At 51.0% G+C, this 21,818-nt stretch carries 17 protein-coding genes; 6 read left to right on the top strand and 11 right to left on the bottom strand.

What is annotated here, in order from left to right; translation table 11 throughout:
• Nucleotide 1: 1 nt before the first annotated feature.
• Nucleotides 2-865 carry a MurR/RpiR family transcriptional regulator gene (locus KG631_RS17335; RefSeq protein ID WP_214000892.1) on the bottom strand — a complete coding sequence of 288 codons (864 nt, stop codon included), beginning with the start codon at nt 863-865 and terminating at the stop codon, nt 2-4.
• A gap of 180 nt (nt 866-1,045) precedes the next feature.
• Between KG631_RS17335 and KG631_RS17330 the strand changes: the two genes are divergently transcribed.
• A complete protein-coding gene (locus KG631_RS17330; RefSeq protein WP_214000891.1) occupies nt 1,046-2,269 on the top strand; it encodes an amino acid deaminase in 1,224 nt (407 codons plus the stop codon).
• A 19-nt stretch (nt 2,270-2,288) separates the two neighbouring features.
• Here the strand turns inward: KG631_RS17330 and KG631_RS17325 are convergent, their stop codons facing one another.
• The 6 genes from KG631_RS17325 to KG631_RS17300 form a co-directional block, all read right to left on the bottom strand.
• Nucleotides 2,289-2,765 carry an NYN domain-containing protein gene (locus KG631_RS17325; protein WP_214000890.1) on the bottom strand — a complete coding sequence of 159 codons (477 nt, stop codon included), beginning with the start codon at nt 2,763-2,765 and terminating at the stop codon, nt 2,289-2,291.
• A 34-nt stretch (nt 2,766-2,799) separates the two neighbouring features.
• Nucleotides 2,800-3,369, bottom strand: coding sequence for a hypothetical protein (locus tag KG631_RS17320; protein WP_214000889.1), 570 nt, complete (start codon nt 3,367-3,369; stop codon nt 2,800-2,802).
• 105 nt (nt 3,370-3,474) lie between these two features.
• Nucleotides 3,475-4,035: a TMEM165/GDT1 family protein gene (locus tag KG631_RS17315; protein ID WP_214000888.1), complete on the bottom strand. Its 561-nt coding sequence runs from the start codon at nt 4,033-4,035 to the stop codon at nt 3,475-3,477.
• A gap of 74 nt (nt 4,036-4,109) precedes the next feature.
• Nucleotides 4,110-7,193, bottom strand: coding sequence for an efflux RND transporter permease subunit (locus KG631_RS17310; RefSeq protein ID WP_214000887.1), 3,084 nt, complete (start codon nt 7,191-7,193; stop codon nt 4,110-4,112).
• Nucleotides 7,190-10,459, bottom strand: a complete 3,270-nt coding sequence (locus KG631_RS17305; protein ID WP_214000886.1) for an efflux RND transporter permease subunit — start codon at nt 10,457-10,459, stop codon at nt 7,190-7,192. The genes KG631_RS17310 and KG631_RS17305 overlap by 4 nt, the downstream gene beginning before the upstream one ends.
• A 76-nt stretch (nt 10,460-10,535) precedes the next feature.
• A complete protein-coding gene (locus KG631_RS17300; protein WP_214000885.1) occupies nt 10,536-11,591 on the bottom strand; it encodes an efflux RND transporter periplasmic adaptor subunit in 1,056 nt (351 codons plus the stop codon).
• A gap of 318 nt (nt 11,592-11,909) precedes the next feature.
• On the opposite strand from KG631_RS17300, the gene KG631_RS17295 reads away from it, so the two are divergent.
• The 4 genes from KG631_RS17295 (at nt 11,910) to KG631_RS17280 (ending at nt 16,926) form a co-directional block, all read left to right on the top strand.
• A complete protein-coding gene (locus tag KG631_RS17295) occupies nt 11,910-13,382 on the top strand; it encodes an outer membrane protein transport protein (RefSeq protein ID WP_214000884.1) in 1,473 nt (490 codons plus the stop codon).
• A 105-nt stretch (nt 13,383-13,487) separates the two neighbouring features.
• Nucleotides 13,488-14,156, top strand: coding sequence for a DUF4136 domain-containing protein (locus KG631_RS17290; RefSeq protein ID WP_214000883.1), 669 nt, complete (start codon nt 13,488-13,490; stop codon nt 14,154-14,156).
• Between the two features lie 211 nt (nt 14,157-14,367).
• Complete coding sequence (locus KG631_RS17285) at nt 14,368-15,102, top strand: pseudouridine synthase (RefSeq protein ID WP_214000882.1); 735 nt, start codon at nt 14,368-14,370, stop codon at nt 15,100-15,102.
• Nucleotides 15,103-15,348: 246 nt separating this feature from the next.
• Nucleotides 15,349-16,926: a PAS domain-containing methyl-accepting chemotaxis protein gene (locus KG631_RS17280; RefSeq protein WP_214000881.1), complete on the top strand. Its 1,578-nt coding sequence runs from the start codon at nt 15,349-15,351 to the stop codon at nt 16,924-16,926.
• A gap of 91 nt (nt 16,927-17,017) precedes the next feature.
• On the opposite strand, the gene KG631_RS17275 is transcribed toward KG631_RS17280, so the two are convergent.
• From KG631_RS17275 to KG631_RS17260, 4 genes are all read right to left on the bottom strand, one after another.
• Nucleotides 17,018-17,992, bottom strand: coding sequence for a DUF4097 family beta strand repeat-containing protein (locus KG631_RS17275; RefSeq protein ID WP_214000880.1), 975 nt, complete (start codon nt 17,990-17,992; stop codon nt 17,018-17,020).
• A 9-nt stretch (nt 17,993-18,001) separates the two neighbouring features.
• Entirely contained in the window at nt 18,002-18,529 is a 528-nt protein-coding gene (locus KG631_RS17270; protein WP_214000879.1) for an anti-sigma factor, read from the bottom strand.
• On the bottom strand, nt 18,522-19,043 hold the full coding sequence (locus tag KG631_RS17265) for an RNA polymerase sigma factor (protein WP_214000878.1): 522 nt from the start codon (nt 19,041-19,043) through the stop codon (nt 18,522-18,524). The genes KG631_RS17270 and KG631_RS17265 overlap by 8 nt, the downstream gene beginning before the upstream one ends.
• Before the next feature lie 86 nt (nt 19,044-19,129).
• A complete protein-coding gene (locus KG631_RS17260; protein WP_214000877.1) occupies nt 19,130-20,305 on the bottom strand; it encodes an MFS transporter in 1,176 nt (391 codons plus the stop codon).
• Nucleotides 20,306-20,415: 110 nt separating this feature from the next.
• On the opposite strand from KG631_RS17260, the gene dinF reads away from it, so the two are divergent.
• Complete coding sequence (gene dinF, locus KG631_RS17255) at nt 20,416-21,777, top strand: MATE family efflux transporter DinF (RefSeq protein WP_214000876.1); 1,362 nt, start codon at nt 20,416-20,418, stop codon at nt 21,775-21,777.
• The last annotated feature ends 41 nt before the right edge of the window (nt 21,778-21,818 follow it).

Raw genomic sequence — 21,818 nt, 5'->3', positions numbered from 1 at the left:
CTTAATCTCCCAGTGGCTGGCGTTCATCACCACCGCGGTGGCTGTCGAGTGAAAGTTTTACCCGGCGCAGCTTATCGCGCGACTTGCGCTTATTCAGCTTGGCTACTTCGGTTGCCAGCACATCAATAATCGCCAGCATGGCGTAGCGCGATGCCGATGGTTTGTAAATAAAGTCGGTTTCCGGAGCTTGTAAGCCCAGTACGATATCGGCATTGGCCGCCAGCGCAGAGCCAGGCTTGGTAATCGCGATGACTTTAGCGCCATACTGTCTGGCAATGGCGGCTGAATCAATAATTTCACCGGTATTACCAGTAAGCGAAATGGCTACCATTACGTCCTGTGGCTCTACCGCCGCCGCCACCATTCGGGTTAACAAGCCATCCTGATAACTGCATACCGGCATGCCGAAGCGAAATAACCGGTATTGCAGCTCCTGCGAGCCAATCGATGAGCCGCCGCCCATCCCAATACAAAAAATCATCCGCGCATTTTGCAGGTAACTGACGGCGAGGCGGATATCTGCTTCAACCAGCAACTTGCGGCTTAAATCCAGGGTGTTTTTAATGGCTTCGTAAACGCCCTGAATGCCGTCTAAATCGGGTGTCTCCTCGACAAAGCGCTGGCCTACCGCCAGCGACTGGGCCAGTTTAACTTTAAGCTGGCGTACGTCTTTGCACTCTACTGTTCTGGCAAAGCGGGTAACCGTAGCCTGGCTAACCCCGGCATTAGCCGATAGTTTGGCAATGCTCATTTCGGTTGCCGCTTTAACGTTGTCCAGAATAAGCTGGGCGACCCGCTGCTCTGACTCGCTCATTTCGACAAACCGCTCAGAAATGCGTGACAGCACATCAATTTCATAACTCATCGTTAATACCTGTTTTGTTATATAGTGTTACTCAGTAACTTTTGCTAAAGTAACATTCACATCACCAATAAAGATACTTTGTACCATCAACGCCAGAAAGTAAATATTAAAATGGCTTTATTACAGTCATTTACTGAAGTGATGGTGAAAATACACTTAAAAAACAACAAGCAGGATGTTATGAAGTACCAAAAAGTAAACCATAAAGCAGCGATGCCGGAAGCTGATAACACCGAACCAACTTTATTTGGGCATGATATCTGTCTGCCTGCTGCGCTGTTAAAGCAGCCAGCGGTACTCCATAACATTCGCTGGATGCAGCAGTTTGCTGATGCCAGCGGCGTATTACTGGCACCCCATGGTAAAACCACCATGACCCCCTGGTTGTTTCAACAGCAACTGGCTGCCGGCGCCTGGGGCTTAACTGTCGCAACTGCGTATCAGGCGCAAATTGCTGCTGAAGCGGGCGCCAGCCGGATCATTCTGGCCAATCAGTTAGTGGGTAATGCCAATATGCAGATTGTAGCCGCGTTGCTGGCCGATAGTATTGAGGTGTTTGTCTGTGTTGATCATCCGGATAACGCTGCGGCGCTGTCAGCTTTCTTTCAGGCGCGGCAACTGCAGCTGCCGGTGCTGATTGAATTGGGTGTGCCGGGCGGACGTTGCGGTTGCCGCACTAATCAGCAAGCATTGGCTCTGGCGCAACAGCTTACCGGAATGCCTGGCGTGACACTGGCGGGTATTGAGTTCTATGAAGGCGTAATTAACAGCAACAATGTCAAAGATAGCGTTGCTCAATTCGCCCAGCAAGCTGCAGCACTTTGTAAAGCGCTGTATCGACAACAGTTACTGTCGCACTCACAGTTGCTTATTAGCGGGGCTGGCTCGGCCTGGTACGATATTGTGGCCGCGGAATTAACCAAAGCCACGGTACCAACCAACATGCAGATTGTGCTGCGCCCCGGTTGCTATGTCAGCCATGATCAGGGCATTTACTGTCAGGCGCAACATGCGGTAGATAAGCGCAGCAAACTGGCCGCTAAGCTTGGCTCCAGCCTTGTCAACGCATTGCAAATAGCAGTATATGTACAGTCGTTACCTGAGCCGGGGCTGGCCATTCTGGCCTTTGGTAAACGTGATGCCGCCTTTGATGCCGGTCTGCCGCAAGCTGATGCCATTTACCGCGACGGCATACTTATCAGTGACAACTTAGGCGATTGTCAGACAGTAAAAGTGATGGATCAGCATGCATTCTGGCAATACAGCGCAACCGTGACGCCACAAGTAGGTGATATTGTGCTGCTTAGTACCTCGCATCCTTGTCTTACTTTCGACAAATGGCGTTACTTGTGGCTGGTCGACGATCAGTACCGGCCGTTACAACAACTGGCAACGTTTTTTTAAAGCGGTGCAGTCGCCTGGCTTAACCGAGCAATAGTGCCGGGCCAATGGGTATGAAGCGGCTGGCGGCATTCACCAGCGCCTGTGCCGTCAGGCTTGGGACACCGTAAACCTCGACTTCAGTCTGGTAGTTGCTGATCAAACGCTCAGCCAGCAGGGCAAAGTCACCGTCACCCGAGGCCAGTACCAACAGATCACTGTGCTGGCCATATTCAATTGCATCCAGGGTAATACCCACATCCCAGTCGCCCTTGGCCGAGCCGTCAGCACGCTGAATAAAGGGTTTCAGTTTTACTTCAAAACCGATAGCCCGCAGAATATTCTGAAACTGGCGCTGCTTTTCATCGCCGCGGTCTATGGCATAAGCTATGGCTTTATCCACCTTGCGCCCGGCTGTCACTTCTGCCCAGAAGGCGTTGTAGTCAAAGCTTTTGCCAAAAGCCTGGCGACTGGTGTAGTAGATATTCTGTACATCAACCAAAATGGTGACACTATTCATTGTGTTCCTTAACTGTTTCCGCGGCGAAATGGGGTTAATCAGGGTTGGCCGCGGCACCCGGTTGCACCGGCAAAATACTGCCCGGCAGTTTGCTGGCCAGGGCAATTAAGCGCTGCTGGTGCTGACGCAACGCGATGCTATCCGCCTCAGACAAACATGGCTCTACCACCTGGGTCATATTGTCGGTCTGGGCCAGTAATTGTTCGGCCTGATCACGCTGCGCTTGCGGTAAAAATGCCAGAGTTTGCCGGGTAACTGACAATACCGGCTGCAGTGACCGGAGCAGTGGCCAGCTGCTTTTAGCTGTCAGCTCCATAAATAATGACGGGCTTAACTGATGTTCAGCCAGTATGTTATCTACCTCGGCCAGGTAGCTTTTACCCTGCTGCTGGGCCCTTACCTCAATGGCATGGCGCGACCAGTCACAGTGGCGCTGCAGTCTTACATTGTGCAGTGATCTCACATCATCCTGTTTTATTTTTGCCAGTTTCGGCAAAGCCGCTTCCAGCCGGCTCAGGTTTTGCTCGGTCAGCACCGTATCGGCGAAAACAGCAGCCGGTATAAAAGTTAGCAAACCCGCACTAATAAGCATTAATTTCATCATAAAGGTTCTCTGTGGCTGCCGCGATCTGGCTGCATTTCTTATTGCATGACGCTATCAGAACCGATCCCGGCTGAACCCTGGCTGATAATAGGTAGCTTAAATTCCTTATGCTGAGAGTATGGTTACTACCCCAAGGATGATAAAGACCGCGCAGGCGATACGCCGGGCCCAATCCAGCGAGATTTTTTGGAGCAGCCAGCTGCCGGCGTATACTACAGGCACATTGGCCGCCAGCATGCCAAGGGTAGTACCCCAGATCACCATCCAGACGGCGTCCTCAAAAGTCGCCGCCAGAATAACCGTTGCGATCTGGGTTTTATCACCAATTTCAGCCAGAAAAAATAAAATACAACTGGCCGCAAACGCGCCGTATCTCAGTACCCCGGTTTCATTACTGTCATCTTTATCCGGAATAAGCAGCCATAAACCAACAACAATAAAAGAGCCGCCAAGTAACCAGGGGCCAATGGCCGGGGCGATAAACTGCGCCAGCCAGACACCCAGCCAGGCTGATGCCGCATGGTTTAATAAAGTCGCAACCAGAATGCCGGCAATAATGGCACCTTTGGCCCGGAACCGCGCCGCCAGAAATAACGATAATAATTGGGTTTTATCGCCAATTTCAGCAATGGCGACAGCAGAAAACGAGGAAAATAAAGCGTCCATTACAACTCTCGGTGGCGAACTTACGCAGGGCGGCAGGCATTGTATGAACTCTGCCCGCCGGCCGCAACGTTAAATTAGCCCGGAGGTTGTTGGCCAGGTTTGTTTGCCAGCAATACTTTGTCGCTGATTTTTCTGCTGCGGCTAACCAGCCGGCCACAGGCGCCGCGCAGTTTCAGCAAGCCGTAATAGGTTAGTGGCACCAGCAGTAAACTGGTTAAGGTCGAAAATAATAACCCACCAATAATGGCAATCGCCATCGGCGCATAACTGGGGCCACCGCCACCAATCTGGGTACCACCCATCGCCAGCGGCAACAAGCCCAGCACGGTGGTCGACACCGTCATTAAGATCGGTTTTAAACGGGCTTCACAGGCGTGAATAATAGTGGTTTTAAGGTCCTGCAACGGCCATAACTCGCGGTCCTGATTAATCCTGTCGACCAGTACTATACCGTTATTGACCACTATCCCCATCAGCACCAGCATCCCAATCATGCCCATCACACCCATGCCGGTGCCGGTTAACAGGAAGGTCCAGAACACCCCTACCAATGAAAACAGCAATGAGCCAATAACCGCTGTTGGCAGCAACAATGATTCAAACAGCGCGGCCATTACAATGTAAATCATCGCGACTGCCAGCAGCATATTGACCATCATCACCTGTTGCTCTTCGTCCTGGCGCTGAAAACTCCCCCGGAATGACCAGCGGTAACCTTCCGGCAGGGCCACACTTTTCATCAGCTGTTCAATATCGGCCCGGGCTTTGTCCATATCAGAATCTTTGGCCGGGTTCATCTGAATAGCAACGCCGGTAGCACGGTCAAAGCGACGAATGCTGGATAAGCGTGGCATAACATTTAAATCAGCCAGCTGAACCAGGGTTATTGGCACACCATTGGCGCTGGTTACCGGCAGCTGTTCTAATTCTGCAACCGACTGGCTGATTTTCTCATCATAAATCAGCCGCAGCAGCAACTCACCCTGCTCCGGGCTGCGAAAGGTACGTAAGTTCACGCCGCGCAGGGCCAGCGATACACTTTGCGCAACCTGCTGGGCACTGACACCATAGCGTTCCAGCTGGCGGTGGTTGAGAATAATCTGCACTTCCTGCTGGCCATCGGTTAAGTCCGAGGTAACATCCTCCAGGCTGGCTAACCCTTGCAGCATCGGCACCAGCATCTCAGATAATTCCATCAGCACTTCAGTAGAGTTACCGAGCAAATGGAGTTGCATACCACCGCCGCCACCCCAGCCAAACACCGGCCGGGCCCGGACTAACGTAGGCCAGCCGCTGCGAATTTCATCTTTTAGCTGGGTCAGGCTTAGTGGCGGCTGCTCTTTTAATAAGATAATCGACATGGCATAACCGGCGGTGTAGTAACTGTAAACCGACTCGATATGCAGTTCGTCCTGGCGGCTGTACAGGTAGGCTTCCATCAGGCTGACTTCATCGCGTACTTCTTCCAGGCTGTAATTGCCCTGAATATGATAATTAAGAAACAACCGGCCATTATCGCCATCATCACCGTCGTCTGAACCCATAGAGCCCATTGGCACGACAATACTGGCCAGCACCAGCAGAGCGGCCAGCGCCGACAGTTTTGGCCAGTTCATTACGCCTTGCAGGCTGCGCTTGTATAGACGATCCAGTTTGCTGCCGTTGGCATTCTCAACCGGAATGACCTTTAACTTTGTGGTTAACAGCGGGATCAGGCTTAGTGCCATCACCAGCGAAATGGCCAGACACAGACAAATAGCGATAGCTACGTGCTCAAGGAAGATAGTCAGCTGCATTTTCTGGCCGATAATATTCGGCAGAAATACAATGGCAGTCGTCGCGGTGCCAGCCAGCACAGCCAGGCTTACCCGGCGCACACCGCGTTCGGTGGCAGCCCGGATATCACCCCCTGCCGCCCGCTCACGAAAAATACTCTCGGTAACCACTACCGCGTTATCGACCAGCATACCAATGGCCAGCATCAGGCCCATCATGCTGAGAATATTCAGGCTGTAGCCCATAAAGTACATGGCGCCCAGCGCAATAATAATGGCACTGGGTACCGACAGCACGACCACAATGGTGGTGGTTAAGTGCCGTAAAAATAAGTACAGCACGACAAAAGACAATAAGGCGCCAATAGCACCAGCCATTAATAAGTCTTTTAGTGAGGTTGTCACGCCATCAGCAACATCGTCCATAATGTACAGATTAATGCCGTTAAAAGCCGGATTGCTGTCGGCCGCTTCCACCACTGCCATCGCGGCTTTGGCCACCTCGACCAGGTTGGCGCCCGACTCTTTAAATACATTCATACCGACTGCATAAGTCTGGTTCAAATGGCGGCCATCCTCGCGCTTTGGCAGTTCCAGCGATATACTGGCGACATCGCGCAGCATTAAACCGGGCCGCACCGGCAAGCGTTCAATTTCGGCCAGCTCGCGGTACTCACCCAGCGGCTTAATCAAAATACTTTGCTCGGCGTTTCTAAGCTCGCCGGCAGTCAGTGCAAAGTTACTGCCGCGCAACTGGGCCAATAACGCATTGGCGTCGACATTCAGTGCTTTCAGTTTGTCCGGGTCAAGCCGGATAATGACCTGGCGCTTCTCCACCCCATACAATTCGACCTTAGACACCCCCTGCACCCGCTCCAGCGGCCGTTTTATCTGCTGCTCCAGCAAATCGTAGGCCATCGCCAGGTCACGCTCGGACGATATCCGCAACTGAAATATCGGCATATCATCGGTGTTAAACTGAAATACCAGCACCCGCTCGACATCGTCCGGTAATAAGTGGCGCACCGTATCTATTCGCTCGCGCACTTCCAGACTTTTGCTACCAATGTTTTCACTCCAGTTAAATTCCAGCGACACTTCACCGCTGTTTTCATTGGAGAAACTACGCATTTGTTTAATACCACTGACCGTCGCCAGTGCCTCCTCCAGCGGCCGGGTGATCAGCCGCTCAACTTCTGCCGGGCTGGCGTTGTTATACGGCACATTAACGTACAGCTGCGGAATATCGATCCCGGGAAACATTTCCAATGGCAACAACCGGCTGGCCAGGCCGCCGAATAACAGCAGCGAAATAAACAGCATAGTGACGGTAACCGGCCGGCTTAACGCCAGCCGGGTAATGGCTAATGGCTTCTCAGTCATACCGCCTCCTGCGCATTTTCCGCGACCACAGCCGGCTCAGCAGCGTGCTGTTGCCGGCTGAATAAGCCATATAACACCGGAATAAATACCAGGGTTAACAAGGTAGATAACAATAAACCGAAAATAACCGTAACCGCCATCGGCGCACGGATTTCACTGCCATCGCCGCCACCCAGCGCCATCGGTAATAAGCCCAGTACTGTGGTCAGAGTAGTCATCAGCACCGGCCGTAAGCGGCTGGCACCGCCTTCAATAATTGCCTCGGTTAATTCAACGCCGCTGTGGCGTAACTGGTTAATCCGGTCGATCAGCACAATGGCATTGTTAACCACAATACCCGCCAGCATAATCAGACCGATAAACACAATAACAGACAACCGGGTATCGGTTAGCCACAAGCCAAGAATAGCGCCGGCACCGGCCAGCGGTACCGTAAATAAAATCAGCAGCGGCTGCAGCAGATTTTCAAACTGTGAGGCCATCACCAAGTACACCAGAAAAACAGCCAGCAATAACGCCATCGTCAGTGAGCTATAAGCCCGCTGCATTTCTTCACTCTGGCCGGCTACCACCGCACTGACACCAAAGGGCAGGCTTTGCTTTGCAACGATGGCACGGGCACTGGCGGTGGCTTGTTCTAAGTCACCAAATGCCAGATTAGCGCTGACAATCGCCACCCGTTGCTGGGCAACCCGGGTAATTTCGCTGGGGCCAAGCTCGCGGCGGATATCGGCCACTGCCGATAAAGGTAACGGCTGGGCACTGCCCGGGTTAATAATCAGCGAGGCTAACTGTTGCTCATTTTGCCGATATTCCTCAGCCAAACGCACCCGGATATCGATTTTGCGGTCGTTCACCGAATACTGGCCCGCGACTTCACCACCCACATACACCGCTACCCGTTTTGCCACCTGCTGCGCTGTCATGCCAAGCTGTGCCAGCCGGGCATGATCAAAGTACAGCGTTATTTCTGGCTGTCCCGGCCGCAGGCTGGTTTTAACATCAGTAAAGCGTGGCTCTGCAGCCAGGCTGACCAGCAGCTGATCAGCCGCCTGCTTCAATTCGGCCAGTTCAAAACCGGTTAATTCAATTTCCAGCGGCGTGGCAAAACTAAACAGTTCCGGCTTATCGAAACGCGCTTTAACCCCGGCCATACCGGCAATATGCTGGCGTAACTGCTCTACGACCTGTTGTTCGGCCCGGGCATCACTGCCGGGCTGCATCACAATGTTCAACCTGCCCCAGTGGCTGCCACCAATGGCCGGGTCTACTGTCATCTGAGCACCGGTGCCTACCTGGCCGTAACTACGGGCAACCCCGGCCAGCGGCGTCGCAACTGCTGCCAGATCTTTCAGCACAGCATCGGTTTGTTCAATGGCACTGCCAATCGGCAGTTGCACTTCAACATAAAATTCGCCCTGACTCAGCTCTGGGATCACATCTGCGCCTAAACGTGGCAGCAGGCTATAACAAAGCGCGGCCACCAGTAAGGTGCTGCCAATTGTCAGCAACTTCGCCTGCAAAGCGCCGCTCAGTAAACGGCGATAAATGCGGGTAAGGCCGTCCAGACTGGCTTTAACCACAAACAGCAGCGGTTTAAATACCAGCCCGAGCACCCGGCTGACTGCCCGCCACAGCAACGTAAACAGGCTTAGCAGTGCCAGCAAGATAAAATACAGGCCTTTGAAAATCATGCCGGGCACCCACCACAAGATACGGCCCAGTTTGTGATACCAGCGCGTGCCTTTTACTTTGGCCACTGTTGGTTCAACATTGCCATCCACTACCCGGCGCTGACGTGCCGCCATAGTAGGAATAAGCGTTAAGGCCACTACCAGTGACACCAGCAAAGCAAAGGTAACGGTTAGTGCCTGATCTTTAAAAAGCTGGCCGGCGATGCCTTCGACAAACACCAGTGGGAAAAATACGGCGACGGTGGTCAGGGTTGAGGCGGTAATAGCCATTGCCACTTCACCAGTACCGGTTCTTGCTGCCTCGGGCGCAGATTTGCCCTGCTCTTTGTGGCGGGCAATGTTTTCCAGCACCACAATCGCATTGTCGACCAGCAAGCCCACTGCCAGGGCAATGCCGCCCAGGCTCATCATATTCAGGGTAATACCCTGACCGTACATCAGATTAAAAGTCGCTATAATAGAAACAGGAATGGACACCGAAATAATGACTGTGGCCCAGACGTTGCGTAAAAATAAATACAACACCAGCATCGCCAGTAAACCACCGATGATCCCGGCTGATTTTACTTCATTGATTGCTTGCTTGATAAAAGCCGACTGATCGTACACCAGGGTCAGGCTGTAATCCTGCGGCAGCCCTTTGCGCAAATTGGGCAGCTCGGCCAGCAGCGATTCGGCGACGTTAACGGTGTTGGCATCGCCTTCTTTGTAAATCGCCACTTCAATGGCTTCGCTACCGTTAACGTAGGTTACGCTTTTCCTATCAGCAAAGGCATCGACCACGGTAGCCACATCTTTTAAACGTATCTGCGAGGTGCCGACCGTTGCCAGATAGAGGTTTTCAATGGCGGACAAATCGGCAAACTGGTTAATGGTCCGCACCAGAAAATCGTAGCCCGGAGTTTCCAGCCGTCCGCCCGCTAAATTAATGTTTTCCTCGGCCAGCCGGCTGCTGATTAGGCCAATATCCAGTTGCAGCTGGCTTAACTTGTTCGGGTCGACCAGCACCTGAATTTCCTGGTTTAAACCGCCGTCCGGCCGCACCGCGGCTATGCCGGGCATCGCTTCCAGTTTGCGGCGTAAATCTTCCTCAGCGTACGTGCGTAATGACACCAACTCCCGCTCGCTGCTGATGCCCCCTTCGCGGCTTAAAGCCAGCCGCACCACCGGGTCTAAATTGGGGTTAAAACGTAACAACAGCGGCTTTTCAATATCCAGCGGCAGCATCAGTACGTCGAGTTTTTCCCGTACCTCCAGCATGGCCAGATCCATATCGGTGCCCCAGTCAAACTCCAGCACTACATCAGAGCGGCCAGAGCGTGACACAGATTGCACCTTATGCACCCCTTTGACAATGCCTAACGCTTCTTCAATCGGTTTACTAACTAATTGCTCCACCTCTACCGGTGCTGCACCGAGGTATTCAGTGCGAATAGTTAAACTCGGATAAGATAGATCGGGCAGTAAATTTACGGCCAGCCGTCCGGCAGAGACTAAGCCAAATAACAGGATACCCAGGGTAAACATCCATATTGTGACCGGGCGTGCTACCGCTACATCAACCAGTTTCATAATCGGTTCCTTCTCAGCATTTTTTATTATTTATTCGTTACTGTGGTTAACCGCCCGGCAAGGCCGGGCGTAGCAGTTAAAATTCGCGGGTAGTCACTACCGTCACTAAGCTTTGATCTTTCAGGGCCCCCTGGCCGGCAATAACAACTTTCTCGCCAGTGGCCACACCCTCTAAAATTTCCACCGTCGTGTCTGAACTGTAGCCAAGATGCACGGCTTTGCGGCTGACTTTATCTTCTGTATCCACCACAAACACACTATGCTGGTTGTCAATGGTAATAATGGCCCGCTTAGGCACCAGCAGCGCTTCTGGTTTAACATCAAATTTCAGTTCTACCTGGGCAAACATACCGGGGCGCAGCTTGGCGTCACTATTGTCGATAATTAAGGTGGTGCGCACTGTGCCTGACTGGGCGTCAACCACCGGTGAAATACGGCTGACATTGGCTTCTACCGGTAACATGCCGGCAAAACGTAAAATAGCTGCCTGACCGGCTTTCGCCTGCGCCAGTTGTTGCTCCGGAATATGCACCACGGCTTCCAGCTCTGCATTAGCGACCAGATGAAATAATGACTGCGGTGCCATCTGGCTGATCAACTGACCGGTTTTCACATACCGACGGGACACCACACCGCTGATTGGGGCACGAATTTCGGTTTCGCGGACACTTAACTCCGCTAAATCCACAGAGGCTTTAACGGAGTCATATTGCCAGCGCAATTTTTCATACACATCGGTGCTGATTAATTTGCGCTGATACATTTCGCCCATCCGCTGCAGTTCGCTGTCCAGCCGGCTTAATTCAGCCTGCTCTTTGGCCAGCATAAAGCGCTGCCGCTCATTTTCCAGCACCGCCAGTAACTGACCTGCCTGCACGGAGTCACCTTCTTCCACTAGAACTTGCTGAACAATGCCGCTGCTTTTACTGATAACGTCTGTTTCCGCCCGCGCTGCCAGGGTGGCATTGGTATGGTAGCTGCTGCTGATTTCGCCTTGGCGGGCCAGAGCGGCTTCCACCGGTATCGCGATAACTTCAGCGGTATCACTGTTACTGCTGCTGTTGGCCTGGTTACAGCCAGTTAAATAAACTGCAGCGCTAATTACTGCCACAACCAGAGATAACTTTTTCATTTTATTAGGTCCTTGTTATGCACTTACCGTCAGCTGATGGGCTAACGGTGCTTTTAAATTTGTAGTTACTGCTGGTAGCGACTAATGCAGAGCCTGTGCCAGCCTGAATCTTATATTTTTATTATTTAATTTCAATAAGTTAAACGGTATTAATATGTAATCAAATATTATTGGCATCCCGCAGTTGGCGAGTTACGCTAAAATTTGGTTAAAAATAGCGAATTCTTGCGTTTAATAGGCCAAATAGCAGGAAGTAGTGCATATACTCTAAGGTCTGACCTCTCTATAATGGTAAAACGTTAATTACGGAGTAAGCACATGACTTTTTCAAAAAACCGCCTTAGCCTGGCTGTATTACTGGCTGTTAGCAGTGCCACTGTTTCTGCTGAAGGCTACAAACTGTTCGAACAATCAGTCAGTAGCATGGGCAATGCCTATGCTGGTCGCGGTGCGCAAATTACTGATGCCAGCCTGGTGTATTCAAACCCGGCCGCTATGACCAGGCTAAGCGGCGCAGAATTGTCTGCCGGCATAAGCCTGATAAACGCCAAAACCAATTACCGCAATGCCAGCGCGCAAAGTGCTAGCGGCCAACCCGTAGTTGGACGGACAGAAGGGGCAAATAGTTTAAATGAACTAATTCCTTTTGTGTTTTACGCAGACAAGCTGTCGGAACAATTAAGCTGGGGCATTGGTTTCTATGTGCCCTTTGGTTTGTCTTCAGATTACGACAATGACTTTGTCGGCCGCTACTTTGCCGATGAAACGGCAATTCAGGTATTGAGCCTGCAACCGGCTGTTGGTTATAAGTTAAATGAACAGTGGTCAATCGGCGCCGGCATTTCGGTAAACCATATTGAAGGCACCTTATCAAAATATAAAGATCACAGCGGTTTGTGTGAACTTGGCGAGGCGGCCACTAACGCCATGTTCGGCGCACCGGTATATAACGATGCATACTGCAACAGCCATTACGAAGTAACCGGCGATGATTTTGCCTTTGGTTATACCCTGGGTATTCATGGTGAACCCATTGCCGGCACCCGGTTGGCATTAACCTGGCATTCTGCAGTACGCTACAAGCTGCAAGGTGACTCAGTTATTAGCAACACCCCGATCACCGGCGCCAGCGTTGCCGGCAATCCGAATTACCAGGTAATAGCGCCACAATTACCTGCTATCGATTTAAGCACCGGTAAACTGGCCGCAAACCCTCTGTTAACAGAAGCCAGTCAATTAGCCCTTACCACCCCGGCCAGTGCAGCATTCAGTTTGGATCAGCAACTGACCAAAGCGTTATCTGTCCAGCTGAGCCTGGCCTGGACCGAGTGGAGCGAGTTTCAGAGCATCGATATTGTTAGCAATGATGCGGCCCCCAGCATCTCGTTAAATACTCAGTTGCCACCCAACCTGAACAGTGCAGGTTACATTGGCTATATTCCGCAGCAATGGCAAAACAGCTGGTCTTTTGCTGCAGGTGCAACCTACATTGTCCGGCCAGAGCTGACCCTGAAAGCCGGTGTGGCATTTGACGAAAATCCGATTGCCTCAGCGCATAAAACAGCCCGGATCCCAACTGATGACCGGCTATGGCTGACCGTGGGTGCTAACTGGCAGTTTACTGAACAATTAACAATGGATGTGGCTTATGGCTATTTATTTACCGGTGATGTGGCGGTAAATGAGCGTGAATATAATGTGCAGAATGAGCCACTTTACGCCAGCGGCTATCAGGGGCAGTACAGCAACAAAGGACAATTACTGGCCGTGCAGTTTAATTACCGGTTTTAATACCGCCTGACCCACAGCTTTACAAATTAACCAAACTTATTGTTTAGCTTTGGGTCTTAGCTGCTATACACTTAAGTTACTGTTCTATGCTGTTAAGAGGCAATTATGGCTATTATTAACAACCCACAGCTACGTATTTTCAGCCTTAGCGCTGCGCTATTGCTTGGGCTTAGCGCGTGTTCCAGCCCACGCCAGGCTACGGTAGACTATGATCGGACTGTAAATTTTAAACAGTACCAAACTTACGGCTTCTATCAGCCCAGCCCGGAAGAACAGGCAGCAACTGAGCAAGCCGCTTCAGCTGAACCGCTGGCAGAAGAGGCAAAAACTGAGGATGCCGATGCTAAAGCCTATACCACCTTACTGGATCAGCACTTTAAAAGTGCCATTAACGCCGAAATGGCAGCACTGGGCTATCAGTACAGCGAACAAAACCCACAGCTGTTAGTTAATTACATGACAAATGTAGAAACCCGCAGTGATGTGCGTAGCTCACCGTTCTCAATTAATGCCGGTTACGGTTATTACGGCAGAAGCAGCAGTTTTATGTTTGGCATTCCGCTGTTTGGCAATCAAGTGGAAAAAACGGAGTACAAAGTAGGCACGGTAACGATTGATGTAATTGATGCCAGTGAAAAACGGCTGGTTTGGCAGGGCCTGATTGACGGCCGCCTTACCAAAAAAGCCATGGCAAACCCACAGCAAGCGATAAATGAAACAGTGCAGCTTATTTATCAAAGTTATCCGACCCGTTTGACTGAGCAAAACAAATAATCAAGCCAAATGGCAGAAAAAAATGGGAGCCGAAGCTCCCATCACTAACCGAGTGAATAATATCCAGGAAGGAAGGTGTAACAGGGCTAAGTTTGACAGCTGTTAATGGCAGTATTATGACAAATTGCCCTGAGATCTGCTTTTTATCCGCTGAGTAGGGTAATATTGCGTTTTTTAGGTAGTTTGATAATTAACAGTAAGCTGAGCACGGTTGAGCACGACTCTGGAAACTAAACATCGCCTAGCAAAATGGATAGCTCAAAGTGGCCACTGTTCACGCCGTGCGGCTGAGCGGTTAATTACTGCCGGCCGGGTTCATGTTAACGGTATGGCTGCCAGACATCCCGACCTCGTAGACAATTCTGACCGCATCTTAATAGACGATATCCGCCTTATTGCGCAGCCTGCGCGTTGTTACATTCTGTATCATAAACCTGTCGGTATCGACTGTAATAACCGGCCAAATGACCCGGCCAGTTTGCATCAGTTACTAAAAACCCTGCCGCTACGCCTGTTTGCAGTGGGCCGGCTAGATAAAGACTCCAGTGGTATGCTGTTACTAACCAACGACGGTGCGCTGAGTCAGCGGTTATTACATCCGGATCATTACCATAGCAAAACCTATTTAGTAACGACGGATAAAACAGTAACTCCAGAGTTTCTGCAACAGATGGCCAGCGGAGTAAGCTGGACACTGGGCAAAAACCACTATCAGTCACGTCCCTGTCAGGTAAATGCACGCGGCCCACAACAATTTGAAATAACCCTGACTCAGGGCCTGCACCGGCAAATCCGCTATATGTGTAAAGCCCTGGGTTACCGGGTGTTAACCTTACAACGCACTGCCATCGGCGCCCTGCCGCTGGGTGAGTTGGCGATGGATCAGTACCGGGAGTTAGAAAATGATGAAGTCAGTGCATTGCAACAGCAGTCTTATCAGCAATAAGATCATGTAAATAAACCTAAAGCTTTATCCTAAGTTATTAGTGTCAAAGCTTAATTTTTCTTGCTCATTCAGCTGCAAATATTCATTCTAAAAAATGATTAGAAAAAGCAGAATAATTCACTTTACCGGATTGAACTGTATCTATACTATCCGCGCCGGTTCAAAAAATGAACTATTCAAACTGAGCTTGAAATCGTCAAGCCAAGTTTCACATTAACATTGCTAGAAGATTAAGAGCCAAGCCAGATGAGACGTAACCTGCCTGTCACCAATAAAGAGGTTTTTTTAAGTGACACATCTAATATTTTATCGACCACCAGTCCAAACAGCCATATAACTTATGTAAACGATGACTTTATAGAAATTAGTGGCTTTACCAAAGAAGAGTTGTTAGGGCAACCGCATAACCTGGTGCGCCACCCCGATATGCCACAAGCCGCGTTTAAACACATGTGGTCGACCCTGAAAGCCGGGAACTCGTGGATGGGACTGGTAAAAAATCGCTGTAAAAATGGCGATCACTACTGGGTTAGCGCTTTTGTAACACCGATCAGTAAAAATGGCGCTATTACCGAAATTCAATCTGTTCGAACCAAAGCCGACCCTGAACTCGTTCGGCGCGCAGAAGAAGGCTATGCACAGCTGAACCAGGGCAAAGCAGCGCCGGGTAGACCAATGTTATCAGTGCAGTTAAAGCTGATTTTACTGATAATTTGCAGCATTATGGCAGCGGGAGTTATAAGTTTGACGACTACGGTGATCTGGCTGCAATTTGCCCTCCAGTTAGCAGTTTCGGTTGTACTTTGCAGCACAGTTGTCTGCTACCTGTTGGCCCCTTTCGCAAAGCTAAAATCACTTGCAGCGGCAATAGCTGATAATCCACTGAGCCAAAAATTGTATACCAATCGCAATGATGAATTTGGTCAGATTGAATTTGCATTACGCATGTTGCAAGCTGAAACCGGCTCGGTTGTTGGTAGAATAAATGACGCCTCAGGCAAATTAACTGAGCATACCCGTAGTTCATTATTAAAGGTGGAAGCAGGCAACAAAGTCAGTAGCTCACAGCAGGCTGAAACAGATCAAATAGCCACCGCAGTTAACGAAATGGTTGCCAGCATTCAGCAAGTCGCAACCAGCGCTCAGGTTGCAGCAAATGCCGCCGAGCAAGCCGACAATGAAACGGCAAATGGCCAGCAATTGGTCGAGAAAACCAGAGGTTCAATTAAAAGCCTGGAGCAAGAACTGAGTAAAGCCACCCAGGCAATAAACGAGCTTGAAAAACAAAGCATTGAAATATCAACCGTTCTTGAAGTTATCCGTGGAGTAGCTGAACAAACTAACCTGTTGGCGCTGAATGCGGCTATTGAAGCTGCCCGGGCTGGTGAGCAGGGAAGAGGCTTTGCAGTTGTCGCCGATGAAGTCAGAAGCCTTGCTGGTCGCACCCGGCAATCAACAACCGACATTCAGAACATGATTGATACCCTGCAACAACGGGCCCAGACCGCCGTTACTGCAATGGCTCAGAGCAGCATTCAGGCGAATGGCTGCGTGCAGGATGCTGAAGATGCCGCATTAGCACTAAAAAGTATTGGCCAGAAAGTAAATGAAATTAGTGAAATGAATGTACAGATTGCAACAGCTGCAGAACAGCAAGGGGCAGTAAGCCAGGATATTAACCGGGGTGTACATTTCATTCGCGAGGCCGCTAATGACAGTGTCAACATAGGCAAAGGAAACCTGGAAAGTGCCTCAGCTGTTGCCAAATTATCAACTGGATTAAGTGAGCTCTCACAGCAATTCTGGAGTAAGCGAAAAAGCTAACGCCCCAACAAATCGATTTAGCTGAATAACAAGGCCGCATTAGCGGCTTTGTTATTTACCGGATCACTCACCGTGTCAATTGCTCAAATTGTTACAACTTCTCCAGCTTGATATCGCCACTGACGGTGGTAAGCTCCACGCTGCCATCGCCATTGCCGAGGGTGAACTGCAAGCTGCGTGACGGGCCATATTTCGCTTTCGTTGCTTTGTCATTACTTAGCTTATTGTCAATGCTGCCACCGGCTGAAGCTTTAATCTCAACCCGGGCACTGGCATTACTTGCGAACTTAAGTTCGATATCACCGCTAACACTGCTGCCCGTTACCCGTGGGCTGGTTACACCTTGCAGTTCTGCTTCAATTTCGCCATTTACTGTGTTTAGTTTCAGCTGCTTTGTGCCGGTAAGTTCCAGCTTTGCATCGCCGTTTACTGTGCTGATGCTGACCTCTTCTGCCTGGCTTTTGGCCTGCACTTTGCCGTTAACCACTTCGTAGCGTAGCCGGCCCGATGAACCTTCATCGTTAATTTCGCCGTTAACTGAGTTCAGCTCTACCTTGCCGCTGGCACCTTTAACTTTTATTTCGCCATTAACGGTGCTGAGCTTGACGCTGCTTCGTAAGTCACTGGCACTGATCTTCCCGTTTACCGTGCCAATATCACTGCTGCCATGAATACCGGTTACGCTGACATTGCCGTTGACGCCTTTGAACTCGACGCTGCTGCCAACCGGCACTTCAATCCGCAGTTCTGCTGCATTGGCTTTATCTTTCCAGTTGTAATTTACCTGACGCGGCATAGTCATTTCAAAGCGGCTAAAACCATCTTTACTGTCAAACTCATAGCCAGTCGCTTTTTCATCGAGTTTACCGCTAACGCTGAAGGTATTACCTGACACTGCAGTAATGGTAATTTCGCCACTCATTACCTCAATATAAATTTTCTCGTTGCCACTGACGCTGCGACTTTCATTTACCACTTCACGCGGGTCGGCCAGCGCCAGTTGGCTGGCGGCTAACAGTACTATAGCGGCCAGGCTGGCAAGCCAGTTTGTTATTGTTTGTTGCATGATACACTCCTAACTGGTTATTGACGGTTGTTGCAACGTTGCCTGCTGAATAAAGCGCAGTTGCTGCTGATATAACTGTTGCAGCTGCGCTAACAGCTGCGGTTCATCCGGATAAAATTGCAGGGCCAGACGCACCTGAGCGATGGCCTGATCCCAAATGGTAAGCTGTTGTTGCCAGTTGTCGAAGCCCTCAGCCACTGCCACTACCTGTGCCAGCTGCCGGGATTTTTGCTGCTCGTAAACCTGCAACAAGATAAGTTCTGCGCTTGGCGATGCTACTGTGCGCTGGCCCGCTGCGGGCAAAATGGCCAGCTGCCAGCCAATGAGTGCCACCAGTAAAAATGCTGCGGCACTGGCCCAGTGAATAAGCCGGGGGCTGTGGTGCTGCGCGGCAACAGCCATTGGTACAGGTGCACCATTACCTGGTTGCTGGTGGGTAAGCTCCAACCGGGCCGCAATAGCCGGCCACAGATCGCGCTCTGGTTGCCGTTCTCTCGCTAAATGTTGCAGTGACTGCTCAAATTGTTGCTCATTCATCGGCTAACCACTCCCGTAATAATTGCCTGGCCCGGTGGTACTGGGCTTTACTGCTACCCTCGGCGATACCCAGCAAGCTGGCAATCTCCTGATGCTGATACCCTTCCAGCGCAAATAACACAAATACTGCCCTCGCCTGCGCTGGCAGCCGTAAAATCGCTTGTTCCAGCGTGGCTGTGTCACCCGTGCAGTGAATAGTTGGCTCCGGCATGTCAAGCTGATCACTGCTGTCTGTTAAACGCAGATTTTTCTGCTGTCGCCAGCAGTCAATCGCGGTGCGGGTAGCCACACTATGCAACCAGGTAGCAAAACTGCTGTCGCCACGAAACGCCGGCAATTGTTGCCACAGCTTAATAAAGACTTCCTGGCTGGCATCCTCAGCCTGTTGTTTATTGGCTAACAGTCGCCAGCAAATTGCATATACCCGGCCGATAAACTGCTGGTAGATCAGGTAAAATGCTTGCTTGTCGCCCTGCTGCGCTGCTGCGATTGCTGCTGCAATCTCCGTTGCCATACATGCCCTTTACTGGCCGTGTTAAATAAGTACTGACAGGTTAGTCGAATGTTGTCCTGGAAAGGTTTAAAGCGGGCGAAAAAATTTCAGCGACTACCTAGCCAAAGCCACAGTGCCAGTGACAGGGTTACGCCATACATCAGCAATGAGGCCACGACGACACCAGGCCAGGCCAGTGCTTGCCAGAATGGTTGCAGGTAAAGGCCCCCCACGCTGGCGCCGACATAATAAAACACCAGATAAAGCGCACTGGCACTGGCTTTAGCCCGCGTGGCATGCTGGTTTACCCAGCTACTGGCCAGCGAATGACACAGAAAAAAACCAAAGGCACTGATAAAAAAGCCACTGACAATAACAGATACCTGAGCATGCAAGGTAACAAGGCTACCCAGCATCATCAGCACAATACCCAGCGCCATCGCCAGCGGTGCTGACATGCGCCGGGCAATTTTTGCCGACAGTGCAGACCCGACCGTACCGCTAAAATAGGTAATAAATAATAACCCCAGCATACTGCTGCTAAGCAGGTATGGCGGTGCAGCCAGCACAAAGCTAATAAACGTATACTGATTTAAAAACACCAGAAAATTCAGGCCGCCAATCAGGTAAGTCAGCAACAGCAGCCGCTGGCGCAGATGAAAGGCATGATTTTGCAGCGCTTGTCTCAGGCGAAAAGGCTGCGCGGTAAAGCGCTCGGATACCGGCAGATAACGCCAGATAAAGTAGCAGCTAACTGCACTTAGCACTGCCATAGGCCAGAACACCCACTGCCAGTGGCCCAGATCAGCCAGACCGCCGGCCAGTAAACGACCACCGATCCCGCCCAGCGAATTGGCGCTGATGTAATAGCCCACCGCTGTCACCAGCGCCGGCGTGGAATATTCCTCGCCCATCCAGGCAATGGCTATGGCCGGCAAGCCACCGAGGCAAACCCCCTGAATCGCCCGCCAGCATACCAGCGCCGCAAAGCTTTCTACCTGAGTCAGCGCCAGAGTGCTTAGCGTCATGCCCGCTAAGGTTAGCAATAATAAGGTTTTACGGCCCCAGGCATCAGATAACGAGGCATACACTAATAAAGATAACCCCAGGCCAAAGGTGGCAACGGTATAACTGAGACTAACCTGCAGCGGGCTGAGCTGGAATTCGCGACTGAGCTGCGGCAACAGTGGCTGCAATAAGTGCAGGTTAGCAAATACCACCACAGCAGCCAGACAGAGCGCAAAGCAGCTTTGATAAAACGCTGCTGATTTATACGTGATCACAGGCAGGCTTTTTCATTAACAGCACCCTTCGCCGGGAAAACAGCAGTATAGCGACTTTACCAGGCAGTTTCGAGCAACCGGCAAGCCGTGTATCATGAGGCCACTGCCGCATGCTACAGGACCCTTATTTGCTGTCGTTATTTCTCAACGCCCCGCTACAGAAAAAAGTGGCCGCCATTGCCTTGCCGATGGTGCTGTCGAATTTATCGGTGCCGCTACTGGCGCTGGTTGATACCGCGGTAAGTGGTCATTTGGAGCATGCCTGGTATCTGGGCGGCGTCGCACTCGGTTCCAGTTTAATCAGCCTGTTGTTTTTCCTGCTGGGCTTTTTACGGATGAGCACCACCGGTTTAACGGCTCAGGCCTATGGTGCGAATGACAGCGCGGGTCAGCTTCGGTGTTTAAGCCAGAGCCTGTTAGTGGCATTGTTGCTGGCTGCCCTGTTGCTACTGCTGCAATGGCCGCTGGCCCAGCTGGCATTCAGCTTTAGTGATGCCAGTAACGAGGTAAACCAACAAGCGCAGCTGTATTTCAGCATTCGGATTTGGAGCGCCCCGGCCACCTTGCTAAATCTGGTGTTAATGGGCTGGTTTTTAGGCCGGCAGAATGCCCGTTATCCAATGTGGATGTTAGTGGTTACCAATCTGGTCAATATACTGCTCGACTTGTTATTCGTGCTGGGCTTTGGCTGGCAGGTTGCCGGCATTGCGGCGGCTTCGGTCGTAGCCGATTATGCCGGCTTACTACTGGGCAGCAGCCTGCTCCTGCGCCGCCTTGCTGCTAAAGCGCTGCTAAACGCCCTGCTCGGTCAGCTTGCTAAGTTATCGGGGTTAAAACGTCTGTTTGCGCTAAACCGCGATATTTTTCTGCGCAGCCTGTGCCTGCAAAGCGTGTTTGTGTTTATTGCCTTTCAGGGTGCGGCATACGGCGATAATACCGTGGCGGCCAATGCCGTATTGCTGAGCTTTTTAATGCTGGTATCCTACGCCATGGATGGCCTGGCCTACGCAGCCGAGAGCCTGGTAGGAAAAGCCATTGGCGCGTGTGATAACCGCCTGCTAGGTAATACCCTTGGTTTACTGGCCCTTTGGTGCTTACTGCTGGCAATGTTGTTTAGCGTGGGTTACGGCTTATTCGGTAATAGCTTTGTCAGTTTACTGACATCACTGCCTGAAGTGCGACAGCATGCTGCACAATATCTTGGCTGGATGATGTTGCTGCCACTGCTGGCCTGCTGGGCCTATTTGCTGGACGGGGTATTTATTGGTGCTACCCAGGGTAAAACCCTGCGCAACAGCATGGTCATCGCCCTGTTAGGTTTTGCCGTTAGCTTCTACCTGCTGCAAAGCTGGCAAAACCATGCCTTGTGGGCAGCGCTTGCGGTATTTATGGCGCTGCGCAGTATCAGCCTGGCGCTGGTACTGCGACACCAGTGGCAAAACGGTCAGTTAGTGCAGTCATCATTATCTTAAAAACCTCAGGCTTATTGTTAAGTTATTGCTAAGCGCTGGCC

The sequence above is a fragment of the Arsukibacterium sp. genome, from assembly GCF_018402695.1.
Lineage (GTDB): Bacteria > Pseudomonadota > Gammaproteobacteria > Enterobacterales > Alteromonadaceae > Alishewanella.
Note: the sequence above shows the minus strand (reverse complement) of the source record. Positions and strands in the feature narration are given on the sequence as shown.

Bases quoted from the DNA above. Each gene is read 5' to 3' on its own strand.
- KG631_RS17335 (WP_214000892.1), bottom strand. From the start codon at position 865: ATGAGTTATGAAATTGATGTGCTGTCACGCATTTCTGAGCGGTTTGTC.
- KG631_RS17280 (WP_214000881.1), top strand. From the start codon at position 15,349: ATGAGACGTAACCTGCCTGTCACCAATAAAGAGGTTTTTTTAAGTGAC.
- KG631_RS17315 (WP_214000888.1), bottom strand. From the start codon at position 4,035: ATGGACGCTTTATTTTCCTCGTTTTCTGCTGTCGCCATTGCTGAAATT.
- KG631_RS17295 (WP_214000884.1), top strand. From the start codon at position 11,910: ATGACTTTTTCAAAAAACCGCCTTAGCCTGGCTGTATTACTGGCTGTT.
- KG631_RS17265 (WP_214000878.1), bottom strand. From the start codon at position 19,043: ATGGCAACGGAGATTGCAGCAGCAATCGCAGCAGCGCAGCAGGGCGAC.
- KG631_RS17300 (WP_214000885.1), bottom strand. From the start codon at position 11,591: ATGAAAAAGTTATCTCTGGTTGTGGCAGTAATTAGCGCTGCAGTTTAT.
- KG631_RS17275 (WP_214000880.1), bottom strand. From the start codon at position 17,992: ATGCAACAAACAATAACAAACTGGCTTGCCAGCCTGGCCGCTATAGTA.
- KG631_RS17305 (WP_214000886.1), bottom strand. From the start codon at position 10,459: ATGAAACTGGTTGATGTAGCGGTAGCACGCCCGGTCACAATATGGATG.
- KG631_RS17310 (WP_214000887.1), bottom strand. From the start codon at position 7,193: ATGACTGAGAAGCCATTAGCCATTACCCGGCTGGCGTTAAGCCGGCCG.
- KG631_RS17330 (WP_214000891.1), top strand. From the start codon at position 1,046: ATGAAGTACCAAAAAGTAAACCATAAAGCAGCGATGCCGGAAGCTGAT.
- KG631_RS17320 (WP_214000889.1), bottom strand. From the start codon at position 3,369: ATGATGAAATTAATGCTTATTAGTGCGGGTTTGCTAACTTTTATACCG.
- KG631_RS17270 (WP_214000879.1), bottom strand. From the start codon at position 18,529: ATGAATGAGCAACAATTTGAGCAGTCACTGCAACATTTAGCGAGAGAA.
- dinF (WP_214000876.1), top strand. From the start codon at position 20,416: ATGCTACAGGACCCTTATTTGCTGTCGTTATTTCTCAACGCCCCGCTA.
- KG631_RS17325 (WP_214000890.1), bottom strand. From the start codon at position 2,765: ATGAATAGTGTCACCATTTTGGTTGATGTACAGAATATCTACTACACC.
- KG631_RS17290 (WP_214000883.1), top strand. From the start codon at position 13,488: ATGGCTATTATTAACAACCCACAGCTACGTATTTTCAGCCTTAGCGCT.